The organism is Vibrio sp. CK2-1 (assembly GCF_021726515.1).
Taxonomy (GTDB): Bacteria; Pseudomonadota; Gammaproteobacteria; order Enterobacterales; family Vibrionaceae; genus Vibrio.
This window is the reverse complement of sequence record NZ_JAKKCJ010000001.1, coordinates 184,816-202,948: the sequence shown is the minus strand read 5'-3', so window position 1 is coordinate 202,948 and position 18,133 is coordinate 184,816. Positions and strand designations below refer to the sequence as shown.

Genomic DNA, 18,133 nt, shown 5'->3' with positions numbered 1-18,133 from the left:
TTTAAAAATGAGGCAATAAAAATTGAAACTATCAGATCGGGCCGTCTAATGCACTACATCAAACGACAATTGCCTATCTCAATTTAATTTACACAGCGTAGAATTATTTGATTCCGAAATATTATTCATATAGCGGTAAATGACTACGTGCCCAACGTTTTGCTTGAATCCTATTTTTGACATTGATTTTTTTGAACGCTTTATATAAGTGAGACTTAATAGTGTGTTCGCTAACAAATAATTCATTCGCAATTTCGGTATTGCTTTTATTATTTGAGAGTAAATGTAAGACAGTAATTTCTCTATTGGTTAGTTCTATAGCAGTTGTGGTAGTTGGTTTAACCGACTGAAGATAAATTAGCATTTCAATAAGCATGGGTTTTGGTATCCAATGCTCACCTTTTAACACGGTAGTTAGCCCTCTAATGACAGTGTCATGCTTCTCATCGTGAGAAAAGTAGCCATAGACATTTGGCCACAGTAACAGTTTTTGAGCCGAGATAGAGTTTGGAGTATTCAGTAGAACGGTACTTACCTTGTTGTCCTTAAAGCTTCTTAGATACTGCTCCCACGGTTGATTAAAGGTTGGTAGGTTTGCTAAGTCGATTAAAATTAACGTTGGTTTATTCCATTTATGATTAATGATTGTATGTTGATTAACAAGTTGTATGGGGGTGTCCAGTGATTCAGATAACAACTCTTTCATTAATTGGCTTTGGATACAGGTAGTGGAGAGTAGCATGACATCCATATCTTTCATCATATTTCCTATGCAGTATAAAAATTCACTCATTATTTATAGATGAAATAAATTGGTTGGCAATCTTTTTATAATGAACAATTAATGAATTGAGGCTTTGAATTATGGTGGTTAACTAAATTAATTATATTAGTAGTGTCGTAATTAAACTAAAGTTTATTTTTTAATTAAATATATCAATCAAAAGTTACTTAAATATTCTGAGCTACTTATAAATACGATTGTTTTTGATGGTTTGATAATCAAAATTGAGTTTTTGGCATAAAAATTACTCGAGCCAACACAATAAGTATGAAAAAAGTATGATTGGTAAGGGGTGTCTATTTTATACCGTCAAAATTAGATTTGTAGCTACCTTTATGTACAACTCTACAAAGACAATACTTTAGGTTATTATCCTATCATCTATTCCCAAAAAGAATGAATTGTATGTTACTTGAAGGCATTGAAACCCTGCTGGTATTGAGTCATGAAAAAACCATGAGTCGCGTCGGTAGCCAACTGTACATTAGCCAATCGGCAGTCAGTAAGCGTATTGCTTTGCTGGAAAAGAAGTTAGGTAAAAAGCTGATTGTGCCGGATGGACGACATGTGCGTTTAACGCCGGCAGCCAAAGAATTGATTGCCAGTGTCGAGCCGACCTTCCATGAACTGCAAGGCCGTATCTATGAGCAGCATACTTTAAATGATGAGACGGTCATTCATTTAGATTGTTCAGAAACCTTGGTGGCGGGGTACCTATCTAGCATGATGGGGAAGTATTTTGAGCAAGACTCGGCGATACATATCAGTACGCACCATACCCCTCGAATTGTTGAGCGGGTGCAATCAGGGAAGGCGACTATAGGCTTTTGTGCCGGTGAAATTCCCACCAAGCATGGGCTTAAAGTAGTACGCTTATGCGATGAACCTTTTGTGTTGGTCAGCCTGCAACCTTTGCAAGCTTTGCCGCAACACATTATCACTAATGACTTATCAAACCCTGCGAACCGTTACCAATTTGATGTGCTATCTCAACTCGGCATTTCGGCATTGATGGAGATGGATTCCTATACCGCGGCTGCGCAACTGGCATTAGGTGGTGTCGCGCCAGCTTTAGTGCCATTATCGATAGTCAAAACATTAAAGATTGAGGCGAAATATTGCTTTAGTTTTGATGAGCTAAAACCGCTATTTCGCCCGGTACATTTATGTTGCCGCCCTAATACTTATCGTAACGAGCGAGTTAAAGCATTGATAGCAGCCATTGCTGATGTTGTTCCCACAGAAGCTTAAGTGCCATGGTCATCGACATAATGATCACCAATGGGCGAACAATTTTTTGTCCATTGCCTAGTACCACTTTGGCACCTAAGCGTGCCCCAAGAAAATTGCCCACCGCCATGGTTAAGCCTAACTCCCAAATAGGTAATCCGGCCATAATAAAAAACGCTAAAGCTGCAATATTCGAAGTGAAATTGAGAATTTTTGTGCGTGCAGTCGCAGCGACCAGGCTATAGCGACCAATTGCCACGAAACATACTGCAAAGATAGAACCGGTACCTGGGCCTAAAAATCCATCATAGAAACCGACACTTGTCCCGATGATTAGGGCAAATGCTGCTTCAGACAGTTTAGGTTTATCATCTGGATGTGGGGTAACGGATTTAGAAAATAGAAAGTAACCTGAGATAGCAATCAGCACGATAGGAATAATGCTCATTAATAGGTCGGGTTTAATGACTTGTACCGCTTCTGCGCCAAGTGCTGAGCCTACAAATGTACAAGCAATCGGCAGCCACATGGTTTGCAGCTTCACTGTACCGCTACGGATAAAATATAGACTGGCGGAAAAACTACCAAACGAGCTTTGAAGTTTATTGGTGGCTAATGCTTGAGCGGGAGGAATACCTGCCGCCAATAACGCCGGTAAGGTTAGCAAGCCACCACCACCTGCCATCGCGTCAATAAAGCCAGCTAATGCCGCCACACCGACGAGTAACGCCATGATTTCAAATGACAGTTCCATTTACCTTCCTTTCGTCCAATTCAGCTCAAATGAGTGTCGTGACTATATCACTGAACTTTGGCGTCGATTAGTAAAAGGAAGGAAACTCACCTATTCCTAAAATTCATTAGATGTTAATCAATGGAACAGAATTATTGTTGAAGGAGATTGTTAACTTCTTCCGCAGCCATAGGTCTATGGAAAAAGTAGCCTTGTAGTAATTGCACGCCATGCTCACGTAGGTAATCAGCTTGCTCTTGTGTTTCTACCCCTTCAGCAATCATGGTGACTTGCATGCTATCTGCTAAATTAATGATGGTATTTAATACATGCGCATTAACCGATTCAAAGCCGATAGTGTTAATAAAGCAACGGTCAATCTTTAAGTAGTTAAATTCCGTTTCTTGCAAGATAGATAACGATGTATATCCAGTGCCAAAATCATCGATAGAGACATCAATACCGAGTTTTTGAATATCGGTAAGTACTGCTCTGTCAGATTTATCAAGCAATTGTCGTTCCGTAATTTCAATGCCGAGTTTAAGCCCTTGAGCTTGATAGCGCTTGGCGTATGCTTTTAATTTTTCCAAGCATGAATTTTGCGATAAATAGCTAGGGGGAACATTAATACTGATGTGTAAGCCATTGACCGTGTTTTGTTGCCAGTCGGCCAATGCTCGCTCGAATACAAAGTCAGTAATTTTATTGATGAGGCCATGCTGCTCAGCGACTGGAATAAAAATATCCGGGCCGATAAAGCCCGTTCTTGGGCTGTTCCAACGGATCAATGCTTCCATACCTTGAACTTTAGCGGTAGAGCTGTCCACTAGAGGTTGATATATCAAGTAAAACTCGTTTTCTTTCAGCGCTTTTTTAATTTTTTCCGCCAATGAACCCTTAGTTTGGTACCAGTATCTGATCAAGTACCAAAGCATCGAGAAGAATAACGAGACTGGAATTGTGAATAATACGCAGTTTATATAAAGCTCATTTTGGAGTTTATTACTTGGCTGAATCGAGATTTGAATATTCAAATGATCCGAGCTCGCGGTAGTCAGGAAGCGGTTATCCTCAATGTGACTATTTGGCGGGTAGGTTTTGCCTGAAACCGTCATGACTGAATGCATAATACGATCATCGTTACCTAAGCCCAGTCTCACATCGATATAACTTTGATCGATAATAGAAATGGCTGAACGATTCGGGTCATTTTTATCGGTATCAACGACTAATAAGCTACGAATTGGACCATCTTCGTAAGGAGTATCAAATAAGTACTCACCAGTTTCCAGCATTTCGGCTGGTAGTTGATGCTTAATTTTTGCCAAATCTGCTTCTGATCTTTTAGAAGAACAGGTGATTTTTAAGTCTTCTACAATCAGCATCTCTCTTAAAAATGCTTCAAATAACAGATCTTTCTGGATTTGTTGGCAAGTGGTTGCATCATAAAGTGCTTGTAAGTTCTCATCTCGAAGCTCATCGGCAATCGCTTCTATTTGATTGACGTACGAATGAGAAATTCTGTGTAGTTCTTGCTTTAAGTGATTTTCGCCAATCAAAAAGAAAATTAACCCAATGATGGGTAACGGAACGAGAAAAGTTGTCGCTAGCTTTTTAAATGCCTTGGGGCTGAGCATGGTATGTGGCATTGATTATCGTAACCCTAGTAGCAACCAATTTGGTTGGAAATTATTTTAATTATTGAATTGATTCATATTTTAGGAAAAAAGGTAATAACCCTAAATATGATGTTGGAAAATATTAACATAGTTTATGGCTATTACTTTATTTAACCTTCATATTTAAGCTGTATTTAACACGTTTTTAACTTTGGTCTACACTGTTGTGGAAAGCTAATTAGAGCTGATTTTTCTGTGGTATTTAAAATCAAATAGTTAGCGGGAGGGTGTTATGACAGACCAAGATCGTATTGAAGATCTCGAACATCAAATCTACCTTGCTTATGCTGAAGGTGATTACCAACAAGCCAGTCAATTAGAGAAAGCGTTGAAAAAAGTTCGCGGCCATTCGATGCAAATGAAAGAGCATCAAAGTGAACCGTATTCTTTAGAAGGGCATGTGTTTGTTGATGATGACGAGTGATTAAGTCATTTAGAATTGAAAAGTAACAATGGTGTGTTGGCATAAGCTGCACACCATTTTTTATGCTTGATTTAATAGTTCACAGTTGTTTCGATGGATTACAATTCATCCAGCACAGGGTAGCGATCATCTTGTAATACTGGAGGAGTTAAGCCATTTGAAGCGCTTTGGTTTTCGGAGATTTCAAGCTCTTGATATAAGCTTGATTGCACTTCTTCCGAACCACTTTTCATTACAGAAGCAAGTGGTGGATTCACAAGATGATTGGCCGCATGAACAGTCGGGATAATGAATGGACTGGTGCATAAAACAATAATAGAAAGAGAGATGAACTCTACATTCGTAAACCATTTTTTGATGTTCATGAAAAATCCAAGTAATTGAGGCGGGCGAATTATATACCTTTAAATTTTATGGGTATAGAAAAAATGACTTATTTAGCTCCTCTAAAAACATAAAGCGAGTCAACTCGGATCAAGCTAGTGCTTGCCGTAAGGTTACTTAGTGAAGGTTCTAAGATAGAATGACGCTTTAGTATTTAGAAAGTGAAAGGTTATGATTGGTCTAGCAGTATTTTTGGCCGTGGTGACATTCGTTATTGGTTTACAACAAATCATGATGAAAACATTAGGGGCAAGAGTGATCGAAAACCCATTATCTAAAGGTTTATTCTATCTATCTGCCATGGTGGGAACGCCCATTCATGAAGCATCACATGCAATAATCGCATTAATCTTTGGCCATAAAATTCATAAAATAAGCTGGTTTCAAATGGGGAAAGATGGCCGGCTTGGTTATGTTGATCACAATTGGAACCAACGTTCACTTTACCAATCAATCGGTGTGTTTTTTATTGCAATTGCCCCATTACTGGCGGGTTTTTCAGTAATAGTGTTATTGCAGCATTTTTTAGCAATGCCAACCATTCGACCTTTTGTTTTGAATGTGGATGTGGCTAATGTGTATACCGTTTCTGCTGCTGCTTTGCACTACTGTGGCTATGTTATCGAAACCTTTATTGATAGCGCGTTATCTTCTCGCCAACATGCATTAACTCTACTACTCGCTTGCTTAATTTGTTTCCACTGCATTCCTAGCCGTGGAGACTTTAACAATGCACTGAAAGGTTTGGTGATTGTTTTGGTTGTTGTCGCCGTGTTGTGGGCGGTATCTTTCTACTTCAACCTATTTCATCAGCAATGGATGCTCGCCGCTTTCAACTTTTCGGTTAATGTTTCAGGCTTTATCTTAGCGACCGCTTTGCTTTCGATGGGCTGGTGGGTAATTTTGGTGATCCCGACTTTATTTTTTAGACGCTAGTCTATTTTAATAACTCATCCATTAAACGCTCGATATTGTTATTTATTTGCGATTTCGGGCGTATAAAGTAATAGCCTTTTCCTGAGCGTACCTTGAGCTGATAAGGGGCAATAAGCCTACCTAGATCTATGTCGGCTTGGGCAAGTATCGTATCACCAATCGCCATTCCAAACCCTTGCATTGCTGCATTAACTGACAGATCTAATGTCGCAAAATGCTGATTCTTCTTGCCTTTCAATGTTGCCCATTCTGGTTGATTTTGTTCGGTTGCCCATGCTTTTAACCATAACTTCCAATCTGATTTTTCTGGTGTAGCGTGTAGCCATGTTTGTTGCTCTAGTATGTTTGCTTGTAGTGAGTGCGGCTTGTCTAACAAGGTCGGGGCACAAACAGGCATTAAGATCTCTTCAAATAATAAATGGTAGTGCAATGGCTGATCTTGTTGATTAAAGGTGTCGAGATCGCCATAACCAATCGCTGCATCGAAAGGTTCACTGGCAAAGTTGACACTGTGTTTAATGGTCGAGGTGAGCTCAACATCGATCTCGGGATTTTGCTGCTGAAAGTTCATTAGTTTGGGCAATAGCCATGAAGTAATGCAGCTTGGGACTTTGAGTTTTATTTTGCGCTTGTCATGGGCAATGTGTTCGATGGAGCGCTGCAAATGATTAAGCGCATGTTCAACCAATGGGAGAAATTCTGCACCTTTAGATGTGAGTGATAAACCTCGCGCGTGTCGATGAAACAAGGCGACATCTAATTGTTGCTCTAACGATAAGATTTGTCGACTAACCGCACCTTGTGTGAGATTAAGCCGGTTTGCTGCAGCGGTGAAGTTGAGTTCTTCAGCGGTCACTACAAATGCGTATAGTGCTTTAGTCGAAGGCAGTCGAGTCGGCATGAGCGTTCCTTGTTCATCAATCGTAATAAAATCAAACACTCTCACATAGCGAGACTAGGTATGATTTTTCCTCATGGCTAGTATGCTTACTTTTCGTTTCTTATTGCAAGCCTTGTTTGTATAGAATCAAGACTTAACCAGAAGTGATTATTTATGCTTTAAATTAGAATTAAAAATTAAATTTAGTGCGGTTTTTGTTTTTAATATGCATGGTGAGAGAGGCGTATGACATCATTAGCAGATAAGTTGGTTCCAGAGTCGGTAAAAAAACTCATACCTTATCAATCGGCCAGACGCATTGCGCGTGGCATGACCAATAAACAAGATCATTTGTGGCTGAATGCCAATGAATTAGAAACATGTTGTCAGTATGGTGATGAGAAACAGGGTGTAAATAGCCATTATAATCGCTACCCAGATTTCTTACCGTTTGATATTGCAGCGGCTTACCGTGGTTACTGTGAACAATTTCATCTAGATGGTGAGAACCAAGACAATCGACTCAATGATAATGTTGAGATTATGGCGGTGCGCGGCGCAGATGAAGCGATTGATTTATTAGTGCGTACTTTTTGCCAGCCGGGTAATGATCAAATTCTAGTTTGTCCGCCAACTTATGGCATGTATGAGTTTTGTGCCGATTCAATGGGTGTGAAAACAGCCGTAGTACCATTGACGTCTGAGTTTCAACTCAACCTAGCTCACATTGAAACTGAGCTTGAAAATACCAGTATTGTATTTTTATGTTCCCCGAATAACCCAACCGGTAATGCGCTACATCAGCAAGACTTAGTCGCTTTACTTGAGCGCACTAAAGATCAGTCGTTAGTGGTGGTCGATGAGGCTTATATTGAATTTGCCCCGCAAACTAGCGTGTTGAATTTAATGGCGCAATATCCGCATTTAATCGTGATTCGCACTTTATCAAAAGCATTTGGTTTGGCGGCAATTAGAGTCGGTTTCTTAATTGCCGATCAAAGCGTGATGAGTTATGTCGCTCGCTTAATTGCGCCATATCCAATTGCCGACCCCAGTGCTGAGATTGCATTAAAAGCGCTAGATTCTGCTGGTTTAATGCAGATGCAGGCACAAACCGATCATTTAACAGAGATACGAGATTGGTTTAGCCATGAAGTGAATCAACTTCCAATCGTGGATAAAGTCTATCCATCGTGTACCAACTTTGTTCTCATTCGCTTTAAAGGCAGCAACAACTTTTACGAATACCTACTTAATAAGGGTATTGTGGCTCGTAGCCCTGCTAATGAGCCGACGGTGAAAGGGTGCGTTAGAATTTCAATTGGCTCTGCCAGCAGTATGAATAAAACACTACAAGTGCTAAAAGAATATAAATAATAAAAGGATTTATGATGAAAAAATTAATAACGCTTGCGGCGGTATGCTGCGCAATGATAGTCGGAACGGTTCATGCTGCGGATAAAAAAGTAGTGCGTCTTGCTTCGGATTTTACCTACCCACCTTTTAACTATAAAAATGAAGATGGTGAGCCTACCGGCTTTGATATTGAAATTGCTGAGGCTCTGTGTAAAGAAGCTAACTTTAAATGCGTGTGGATCTCTCAAGATTGGGATGGCTTAATTCCTGCGTTACTTGCTAGAAAAGCTGATGTGATCATGGCGTCAATGCGCATTACCGAAGAACGTAAAAAGCGTGTTTTGTTTACCAACAAGTACTACCAAACGCCAGCTCGCTTTGTGGCTAAAACCGATGCGGGCTACAACATGGATAAAGCTGGCTTAACCGGTAAAAATATCGGCGTTCAACTCGGCACCATTCATGATAACTACGTCACCGAGAAGTTCGGTGATGTAGCGAATATTAAGCGCTATAAAGGACAAGATGAAGTGTATCTTGATTTGGACAATGGTCGTCTAGATGTAGCCTTTAGTAATGCTGATCAGTTGCAATTAGCCTTTCTTGATAAGCCACTTGGCAAAGGATTTGAATTAGCCGGAGAACCAGTAACGGACAAAGCGTATGTAGGCGAGGGCACCGCTTTAGCACTACGTAAGCAAGATAAGCAATTAGCAGAAGCGTTTAATAAAGCGATTGCAGAAATCCGCGCTAACGGCACCTACGATAAGATCGCAGCTCAATACTTTAACTTTGATATTTATGGTGATTAGTCGTAAAGGTTGAGACTAAAAATTCAGCGACCTGAACAGACCCCCAATAGTTGGATAACTATTGGGGGTTATTTATATATAAGTGATTAAAATAATATAATTCAATGGTTTATAGTGAGGGTGGTTGGTTGTGTTGAAGTGGCGATTTTACAATTGACACGCTAGCGAACCGTCATAAATCACAAGTTTAATACTCTTATTAACTTATGTTATACTCTGGTCATAACATTACTTCAGGATTTCTTTGAGGGTATAGATACAACCATTGCTGCAATAGAGGGTAAATAATATGAAAGCAAGAATCGGAATTATGTCTGAAAAGCTCATTCGTATGAGGTTGTTGGCTATAGCGCAGGGCAAGTACAAACCTCAAGAGAATGAGCCTAAGGTTTGGTATACATCAATTAATGCAATCTCACAGATTCTTCGCCCAGAGAATATTGAGCTATTACGTTTAATGGACTCGGAACGACCTGAAAGCTTGACTCAATTGTCAGAACTTACGGGGCGTGCGAAGTCAAACCTTTCTAACACGTTGAAGGCATTAAGTGAAAAAGGTTTTGTACGTTTGGAGCAAGGTAACGGGAAGTCAGTAAAACCGGTCGCTCTATTTACAGACTTCGAAATTGTTACAGACTCTGAACTTGAGCATGACTTATTACAGTTATCAATTGGGCAATCGGCAGCCTGATTGATAACAATTTATACAAGCGTTTAAGACTGATTCACATCGCTTTTTATTGTGAAGTCAAAGTGTAATTAAGCTTCTAACTCTAATGTAAACACACCATTACTTGGGTGCCATTCAGAGAATTTAAGTGGTCGGCCGAAGTAGTAGCCTTGTACTTTTTCGCAGCCCATTTGATATAACTTGGCACACATTTCTTTGGTTTCAATACCTTCTGCAATTAAAGGCACATCGAAATTACGGGCTAAGTTGATCACTGAAGCAATTACCGCCTCATTCTTTTTATCATCAAGTATGTTTGTCACGAAGCTACGATCAATTTTTAAAGTATTGAATGGTAGATTGTGCAAGTAAGACAAACTTGAATATCCAGAGCCAAAATCATCAATAGCAATGGAAATACCGGCACTTTGTAAAGCATGCAAAGTGTCTGAAACTTTTTCTATATTCGTCAGCATGGTGCTTTCAGTGATTTCAAGGCAGATATTTTTATGCGTCAAATTATACTGCTTAATACAATCCAATAGGTGCTCGGTAAAATCAGGCTGACAGAACTGTAATGACGCAATATTAATGTGCAACTTAAAGTTTTGCGGTGCGCCACGGATAATAAAAGTGGCCAGTTCTTGGCATGCTTTTTCAATTACCCAGCGGCCAAGCGGGACAATAAGGCCAGTTTGCTCGGCAATAGCAATAAATTTATCGGGCGGAATAAAGCCTTTTTCTTCGGTTTGCCAACGAATGAGGCACTCAGCTTCCACGCAATGTTCGGTGTCTTCTAAGCTGACAATAGGCTGCATCACGAGGTGGAATTCTTGATTACGTATCCCTTCACGTAATTGATCGTGGAGGCGTAAATTATCCATTGAATTATCATGCATCCAACGCTCGAATACACTTACATAGCCATTGCCTTTTTTTCTTGCCTGTTGGAGAGCTAGGCTGGAGTTAAGCAGCGCATTTTGTAAGTTATCAGCGGTTAAGGTTTGATGGATTAAACCAATATTCCCAGTAAAGATATGATCATGTGTTCGGCTGACGTTGAAGAATAGATCTTCTAGTTGATCAGCTAACTCATTAATTGTGGATTGTTTATAAACGCCAGGGAAGATCACCCCTAATATATCAACACGTACACGAGATAGTGTGGTGCCTTTCGGTAAAGTATTGCGTAATACTTTGATAAAGTTGTTCAAAAATTCTTCGGCATACGCTTTACCTAATGTATTGGCCATGGTCGCATAGTTGCTTAAATGCACAACACCGGCTAATTCACGTTCTTTATAGAGTTCGGTATGTGCTAACAAGCCGATAAAAGTTGGTAATTGAGTCGATTCATCTTCTTCAATGACTTTCTTTTGGCTTAATAGAGCGTTATTGATGGTTTCAGAAGCCTTCATCAATTCTTGCTCTAAATCAGCAATTTCGGGGAACAGCATTTTATCTGATTGTGGTATCCAGTCTGTTTGCCCTAGTAAACGCGCTTGTTGAGCAATAGCTTTTAAAGGTGTTAGGAAGCGGATTAATATTGATACACAAATGAATAAGCCAAGGCCGATAACCAGTGCAATGATTAATGACATTTTATTGCGACTTTTCTGCAATAAACTGGTTGGTAACACTGCGGGAGTAATAGTCAGTAAATGCCAGTTTAATAGGTGATTATGATCGGTGATTGCCCGTGTATGAACCCAGAATTTCTCATCACCTTGATAAACGGTATATGGAATATTCTCTGACTGTGGCACCCAGATGTATCCAGGTATTAGGTCGGTAAGGCTTTTAGATTCAGACAGTTGTGGTAATTCTACTTTATTATTTTGCAGAGATAACGTTGGCATTGTAATACTAGAAAACTGACTATCATCAGATGACGCGATAACATTTTGTTTATCTGAGACGATAATATGCAAGCTTTGCTGAGACGTATCGACGCTATCGAGATATTGACTCAATTGGGCTGGATTAATATCTACCATGATCACACCAAGGAACTTTCCGTTGTGATTGGTGACAGGATATCGATAAGTCATGGTGACACCATTATCTTCTGACAAGTGCATATAAGGCGCTGACCAAAATGGAGTCGACTGCTTTTGGGCTTGAATAAACCAATCTCTATTTAATGGTGTGTAATTTTCGACCACATTTAGAATCGGTGAGTTTTCATTATCGCCTTGATAGCTGATCAATTGGTGCTGATTTTTTGAGTCGGTTGCAATGAGTCGCATGGTGTCACTGTTATTGACGCGACTTAATGCCATGTAGTCACCTTGGCTTGAGGCATAACCGATACGAGATATATTGCTTTTAGCATTGAAGTCATCTTGTAGCATGTGGGTAAGTTCATGCTTGAGATGGTTTTTATCTATACCATTTTCATCTGAAATAATATGAGAAAGTAAGGTGGTAGCTTGAGAAGGTTGGTGTAGATACATTTCAACTTGATGGCTGACCATATCACTTTTATTGGCGACCAATCTTTTGCTCATGTCTTCCAATGCATCTTTGATGACGCCATCGAAGAAACCCGACAGGAAGATAATCCCGATAATAGAGCAGACTATTAATAGTGAAATTAATGATGCGACCAATGAACATGGGTAGCGCTTTTGAGGCGAAGAATTGAAAGTATTAATAGTCAAAATAAGAGTTCAGCAGCAAGGGAAATTGAAAGACCGCGCATTCTAGCCCTATTTGTTTTGATCACAAATATTTTGACACTATTTTTTGTCTCAAAAATGAGAATTTAATGCCATTTAAATTGAGTTGTTAGTTTAATGTTTCTAGGTATTTTTGCGTTGTATTAATGGAGTTTAGAATGGGCTGTCTTTCGTTAATTCACTACAAATATCAACAATGGCCAGTGATAGACCAGACTTGATCACTTGCTGCTGACGTTGTAGTTGCATGCGGTAAAAGCTTAGGTCGATATCATCATCGGGTTCAGTAATATTTAAAGGCACCATGGTCATTTTTTCTATGAGGTTAAGTGACTTAATGCTACTGATGATTAATGGGTCGGTAAATTCATATTCGGAGCCGTCATTATTGAGTTTATTACGTAGAATAATAAGGTCTTCAATATCGTGATAGATGGCATCGGGTAATACGCCTAAACCAAACAATAATTTTAAACGAACCGCTAGATCGCCAAGAGGACCAGAATCTTGCAATAAAGGTCCGACAACGGATTGCACGGCAAAATTATCCTTACGGAAAATACGCTTGATGAGAGCATCAATAGACTCATCAAGTATCTCCACGGTTTGGATAAAGAAACCTCTCACCGTCGGTGCTTGGTTTAATCGTTCCAATATCTCTGTTTCGTTTAATTTTTCGCTCATTAGACCATCTAAGTTAAGAGGGGGCGGAAAAAGCCCCCGTGATGATTAGAATTAAAGTTGTAAGTAAATACTTTCGATTTTTTGTACTTCGGTACTGTTTTCATTAAGCCCGGTATAATGCGCTAATGTTTTTTTAATTCCTTGATCTTGAATTGATTTTTGTAATTCAATGGCTTGAGGGTCGTTATCATTACGATATTTACAAGCCGCTGCAATCCCTTTCAATAAAGTTGTGTTTTCTGTCCCATATTCGATGGTGCCAAGTAGTGGCTTTATTAAGCGATCATTGGCGCTTAATTTACGAAGAGGTTGTCGGCCTACGCGATCCACTTCATCAACCAGGTAAGGGTTAGCAAAACGGTCTAATATTTTTTGGATATAAGCCCCATGCATTTCACGGTCAAACTGGTAGCGCTGAATTAACACTTCACCACTTTCATGCATCGCTTGTTTTACATCAAAGTAAATCTCAGGATCTTCAATGGCTTCACGAATTGTACGGTGGCCTTTTAAGCAACCTAAATACGCGGTAATACAATGACCAGTATTGAGAGTGAATAGTTTACGTTCTACAAAAGCCATTAAGTTATTGGTTTTTTCCATTCCTGCGATATCAGGAATTTCGCCTTTAAATTGGCTTTCATCGACAATCCACTCACTAAAGCTTTCTACGGTAACTTCAAGTGGATCATCATTCGCCGCTTCTGCAGGAGGAACAATGCGATCAACGGCTGAGTCAACAAACCCAATTAAAGTATCTGCTTGAGTATGTAGATTAGGTGATAGGTATTTATAGACTTCACCTTTTAAATGGGTTGTGCCTCTAACCATATTTTCACAAGCGATGATATTTAAAGGTTTTAGATTTCCTGCTTCAAAGCGCTTAGTGATGCCGGTTGCGATAGTTTTTGCAATAATATCAAGTACATTAGGGCCAACCGCTGTCGTAACAAGGTCGGTGTGGATGATACGTTCAATCACATCATCACTGGCTGAATTCACGGCAGTAACATGATTCACCGTATCAATTTGGCATTTTGAGCCCACGACTTTAACTTTATATTCTTGCTTATGACTGATTTGATCGACAAGCGGTGCATTAACATCAGCAAAAGTCACTTGAACATCTGCATCTGCTAGAAGCTTTCCTATGAATCCTCGACCAATATTACCTGCACCAAAGTGAACTGCATTTTTCATAATAAATTCCTACGATAAAAATAAAGCTTGTTAGGGTGAGGCCAGGTGTATAGGGGCACGCTGACCTCGAATCATACAGAGTTATGCCGCTTGATTACCTTGTAAGATTTCCAATACTTCTTCGACATCGGTTGTCGTTGTTAATCTTTCAATGGCATCAGGGTCATCTAACGCATTGGTTATCGTAGTGATTACTTGAATGTGTTCGTCATTTTTAGCCGCTATACCGATAACAAGTTTGGCGACTTCATCGTCGTCTTCACCAAACTGTACACCACTAGGGTACTGGCAAATCACGATGCCTGTTTTGATGACTCGGTCTTTTGCTTCAACGGTTCCATGAGGGACGGCAATAGATTCACCAAGATAAGTCGGTACCAGTTTTTCACGCTCAAACATGGCATCAACATATTCAGGTTCAGCATAGCCAAGTTCGACTAATTGGTTGCCAGCGAAACGGATAGCTTCTTCTTTATTACTTGCAGATAAACTTAAATGAATATTTTTACGTTCAATATTAAATACAGAAGGCGTTTGTTCTTCAAAGCTTTCATCATTTGCCGCAAGTATAGATACTTTCATTGCTTGATTATCGTTAGCCGCTTCTGGGCGTTGCTCAGCTAATAGCTTGGTGACTAATTGGTTGTACATTTCGCTATCTAAGAAGTTAACCAATGAAATGTGGAAAGCATTGGGTACATGTTTACGAGCACGTTCTGTTAAATCTTTATGAGTGATCACGATATCAACTCCTTCTTGTAAGCTATTAATGGCAAGGTTGGTCACTTGAATATCTAGACCCGCTTGTTGAATTTTCTTGCGTAGCAGGCTGGCACCCATGGCACTTGATCCCATACCGGCATCACAAGCGACAATAATGCTACGAACATTTGCCATATCAATTTTGTTGTTTTGGGTAGTTGCTGCACTTTCCCCTTTCGCTGATGCTTTCATGTTTTGCATATCAGCAGTGGCTTTATCTAAGGCAGTTTCATCGCCATCTTCTTCCGTTGTACGTTGTGATTTCATGAGCAATGCTGCGACGGTAAATGACACGGCCGTGGCGGCAAAGATAGAACACAGAACGCCTAGCATTGAGCTTTTCGGTGCCATTAATAAAATAGCGAAGATAGAGCCTGGAGAAGCGGGGGAAACGATACCTGCATCAAAGAGAGTGAGAACGAATACACCCGTCATACCACCCGCAATCGCGGCTAGGATTAAACGTGGATTCATTAAGATATATGGGAAATAGATTTCATGGATACCACCGAAGAAGTGGATGATCGAGGCACCGCCGGCAGTTTGTTTTGCCGTACCTTTTCCAAAAAACATATAAGCTAAAAGAATACCTAGACCTGGGCCTGGGTTAGATTCAATTAAGAAGAAAATAGACTGACCAGTTTCGGCTGCTTGCTGAATACCGAGTGGTGAGAAAATACCGTGGTTGATTGCATTATTTAAGAATAAGATTTTTGCTGGCTCAACAAAAATAGAGGTTAATGCAAGTAAGTGAGCATCCACTAAGAAATGAACGCCTGCTGCTAAAGTGTTGGAAAGTACTTTAACAAATGGACCAATCAGCATGAAGGCAATAATTGCACAAATCATCCCAATAATGCCGGCTGAGAAGTTGTTAACCAACATTTCAAAGCCACTTTTAATTTTACCTTCTACGCGCTTATCAAAGGCTTTAATTGCCCAGCCGCCCATAGGACCAACAATCATTGCCCCCATGAACATTGGAATATCGGTTCCAACGATCACACCCATTGTTGTGATTGCCCCGACAACTGCACCACGCTCACCACCGACAAGTTTACCACCGGTATAACCTATCAATAAGGGAAGCAGGTAAGTAATCATCGGACCAACCATAGAGGCTAAGGTCTCGTTTGGAAACCAGCCAGTTGGAATGAATAAGGCAGTAATAAAGCCCCATGCGATAAACGCACCTATGTTGGGCATAACCATGTTAGAGAGGAAACGACCAAAATTTTGTATCTTGATCTTAGCATCAGGTGATATCATAACGACTCCCGTTTGATGTTCTTAATTATTTTGTTGTTGTAAACGGTTCGCGAAAACCGCATTGATTGCTTAGTACCCAATCAATTTACCACACAAATTAATTAATGAACTGACAACGGGTTTTTTGTGATCGGTGTCTCTATTAAGTGCCGTTTTTTTAATTTCTATGCGATCCACATTGCAAAATTTGGTTGTAATTTTGTTACAAAACACAAAGTAGACATTTCCATCCAAACTAAAGGTGATCTATATCACGTTTTGTGGCGTGGTGGTGGTGATATTTATTGTGATCAATGTCACTAAATTAAACTTATCCTACCTAAGATTAATAATATGAGTGATCTGTGTCACATATATTTAATTAATTCAATGTATAAAATAATTCCTTCTGTGAATGCCTCACCTGCGTGTAATTTAGTGACATAATATTTAGTGCGAAAATCTGGTTTTTTTATCGATATATTCAAGACAAAAAAATCCCTGCTATCAGGGGAAAAGCAGGGAGTGGCTTATTATGTCCCTTACGGGCTGATGCGAATCAGAAGCACAATATACTCTGCGTAATAGAGGTTGTAGCCTTGTTGGCTGTTACTTCAATCACTTTGAGTATTAAAAATTATAGACCTAGATCACAGTCTATGAGCGTGAAATTTCTATGAATTGAACCCTTAATATTGATGAAACTTGCCGGATTGGTAATCATTAATCGCTTGGTTTATTTCATCCATTGTATTCATAACAAATGGGCCGTAGTGCACCACAGGTTCATTGATTGGCTCACCGATAAAAATCAGCAAACCGCTATCGCTATTGGCATGCAGTCTTATTTCATCTAGCCCTTCACCTTGTTCACTCGAAGCAGGAAGTATCGCAAAATCCGATTGTTGCAGCGCTTTACCGGAGATGGTTACCGCGCCTTTATACACATAGATCATGGCATTGTGTTGGTTCGGAATCGTTAATGATATTTCACTGTTTTCTTTAGCTTTCCAGTCAGCAACGCTTGCCGGTACACCGGTATCTGTCAGTGGGCCTTTGAGTGCTTTATTGTTTACCGTTAAATCCCCTGCTAATAGGCGCAGTAAGTTGCCTTCAGAAAATCGCTTTTCTGTGATCGTTTCAGGTTGAAAATCAAAGTACTTGGCTGGCTGCATTTTGTCGCGAGCCGGCTGATTTATCCAAATCTGAAAACCATGCAATTTACCTTCTTCCATAATCGGCATTTCACTGTGGATCACACCTTGTCCTGCCGCCATCCATTGAGCACCACCGCTACGCAATTCACCGACATTACCCATATGATCTTTGTGCTGAAAATGCCCATTCATCATATAAGTCAGGGTTTCAATACCACGATGCGGGTGAGGAGGGAATCCGCCCACATAGTCTTTTTGATCGTCAGCTTTTAATTCATCCATCATTAGAAATGGCGAAAAGTGCTTGTTATTAAAGCCAGCAACCCGTTGGATTTTCACGCCATCTCCATCGGAGGTAGGTTGAGATTGCATAACTAAGCGAACTTCACGAAATTGAGTTTGAGACATAACGACCTCAGGGCTTAATGAATAAGGAATGACTTAATCTTAGTGAAGGAGTGGCAAGCTGTTGAGTATGAGAAATACATCAAGTTGTTCGAAAAAATTGAATAA

16 protein-coding genes are annotated in these 18,133 nt (G+C 39.9%); 6 read left to right on the top strand and 10 right to left on the bottom strand.

The features are described from left to right. Window positions 1-121 precede the first annotated feature (121 nt). Window positions 122-760, bottom strand: a complete 639-nt coding sequence (locus L3V25_RS00850; protein WP_237293628.1) for a LuxR C-terminal-related transcriptional regulator — start codon at window positions 758-760, stop codon at window positions 122-124. A gap of 429 nt (window positions 761-1,189) precedes the next feature. Between L3V25_RS00850 and L3V25_RS00845 the strand changes: the two genes are divergently transcribed. Next, on the top strand, window positions 1,190-2,035 hold the full coding sequence (locus L3V25_RS00845; RefSeq protein ID WP_237293627.1) for a LysR family transcriptional regulator: 846 nt from the start codon (window positions 1,190-1,192) through the stop codon (window positions 2,033-2,035). Here L3V25_RS00845 and L3V25_RS00840 read toward each other — a convergent pair. Together L3V25_RS00840 and L3V25_RS00835 are read right to left on the bottom strand one after the other, a co-directional pair. Further along, the gene (locus L3V25_RS00840; RefSeq protein ID WP_237293626.1) at window positions 1,986-2,768 is read right to left on the bottom strand and encodes a TSUP family transporter; all 783 of its coding nucleotides are present in this window, start codon (window positions 2,766-2,768) and stop codon (window positions 1,986-1,988) included. The genes L3V25_RS00845 and L3V25_RS00840 overlap by 50 nt on opposite strands. A gap of 131 nt (window positions 2,769-2,899) precedes the next feature. After that, window positions 2,900-4,396 (bottom strand): EAL domain-containing protein, encoded by a 1,497-nt coding sequence (locus L3V25_RS00835; RefSeq protein ID WP_237293625.1) that lies wholly within the window; start codon window positions 4,394-4,396, stop codon window positions 2,900-2,902. 262 nt (window positions 4,397-4,658) lie between these two features. Between L3V25_RS00835 and L3V25_RS00830 the strand changes: the two genes are divergently transcribed. Continuing rightward, window positions 4,659-4,850, top strand: coding sequence for a hypothetical protein (locus L3V25_RS00830; protein WP_027695582.1), 192 nt, complete (start codon window positions 4,659-4,661; stop codon window positions 4,848-4,850). Window positions 4,851-4,948: 98 nt separating this feature from the next. On the opposite strand, the gene L3V25_RS00825 is transcribed toward L3V25_RS00830, so the two are convergent. Continuing rightward, window positions 4,949-5,215 (bottom strand): hypothetical protein, encoded by a 267-nt coding sequence (locus tag L3V25_RS00825; RefSeq protein ID WP_237293624.1) that lies wholly within the window; start codon window positions 5,213-5,215, stop codon window positions 4,949-4,951. 190 nt (window positions 5,216-5,405) lie between these two features. Between L3V25_RS00825 and L3V25_RS00820 the strand changes: the two genes are divergently transcribed. Continuing rightward, on the top strand, window positions 5,406-6,170 hold the full coding sequence (locus L3V25_RS00820; protein ID WP_237293623.1) for a hypothetical protein: 765 nt from the start codon (window positions 5,406-5,408) through the stop codon (window positions 6,168-6,170). Window position 6,171: 1 nt separating this feature from the next. Here L3V25_RS00820 and L3V25_RS00815 read toward each other — a convergent pair whose 3' ends face one another. Continuing rightward, the gene (locus tag L3V25_RS00815; RefSeq protein ID WP_237293622.1) at window positions 6,172-7,071 is read right to left on the bottom strand and encodes a LysR family transcriptional regulator; all 900 of its coding nucleotides are present in this window, start codon (window positions 7,069-7,071) and stop codon (window positions 6,172-6,174) included. A gap of 225 nt (window positions 7,072-7,296) precedes the next feature. On the opposite strand from L3V25_RS00815, the gene hisC reads away from it, so the two are divergent. From hisC to L3V25_RS00800, 3 genes are all read left to right on the top strand, one after another. Next, window positions 7,297-8,427, top strand: a complete 1,131-nt coding sequence (hisC, locus tag L3V25_RS00810) for a histidinol-phosphate transaminase (RefSeq protein ID WP_237293621.1) — start codon at window positions 7,297-7,299, stop codon at window positions 8,425-8,427. Window positions 8,428-8,441: 14 nt separating this feature from the next. Beyond that, entirely contained in the window at window positions 8,442-9,218 is a 777-nt protein-coding gene (locus L3V25_RS00805) for an ABC transporter substrate-binding protein (protein ID WP_237293620.1), read from the top strand. A 289-nt stretch (window positions 9,219-9,507) separates the two neighbouring features. Next, entirely contained in the window at window positions 9,508-9,909 is a 402-nt protein-coding gene (locus L3V25_RS00800) for a helix-turn-helix domain-containing protein (RefSeq protein ID WP_237293619.1), read from the top strand. A 68-nt stretch (window positions 9,910-9,977) separates the two neighbouring features. Here the strand turns inward: L3V25_RS00800 and L3V25_RS00795 are convergent, their stop codons facing one another. The 5 genes from L3V25_RS00795 to L3V25_RS00775 all read right to left on the bottom strand — a co-directional run bounded on the left by L3V25_RS00795 (window position 9,978) and on the right by L3V25_RS00775 (window position 18,028). Further along, window positions 9,978-12,551: an EAL domain-containing protein gene (locus L3V25_RS00795; RefSeq protein WP_237293618.1), complete on the bottom strand. Its 2,574-nt coding sequence runs from the start codon at window positions 12,549-12,551 to the stop codon at window positions 9,978-9,980. Between the two features lie 171 nt (window positions 12,552-12,722). Then, on the bottom strand, window positions 12,723-13,253 hold the full coding sequence (locus tag L3V25_RS00790) for an MltR family transcriptional regulator (RefSeq protein WP_237293617.1): 531 nt from the start codon (window positions 13,251-13,253) through the stop codon (window positions 12,723-12,725). A gap of 51 nt (window positions 13,254-13,304) precedes the next feature. Continuing rightward, window positions 13,305-14,453 (bottom strand): mannitol-1-phosphate 5-dehydrogenase, encoded by a 1,149-nt coding sequence (locus L3V25_RS00785; protein WP_237293616.1) that lies wholly within the window; start codon window positions 14,451-14,453, stop codon window positions 13,305-13,307. 81 nt (window positions 14,454-14,534) lie between these two features. Next, window positions 14,535-16,484: a PTS mannitol transporter subunit IICBA gene (locus tag L3V25_RS00780; RefSeq protein ID WP_237293615.1), complete on the bottom strand. Its 1,950-nt coding sequence runs from the start codon at window positions 16,482-16,484 to the stop codon at window positions 14,535-14,537. Between the two features lie 668 nt (window positions 16,485-17,152). Next, window positions 17,153-18,028 carry a pirin family protein gene (locus tag L3V25_RS00775; RefSeq protein WP_237293614.1) on the bottom strand — a complete coding sequence of 292 codons (876 nt, stop codon included), beginning with the start codon at window positions 18,026-18,028 and terminating at the stop codon, window positions 17,153-17,155. Window positions 18,029-18,133 lie beyond the last annotated feature (105 nt).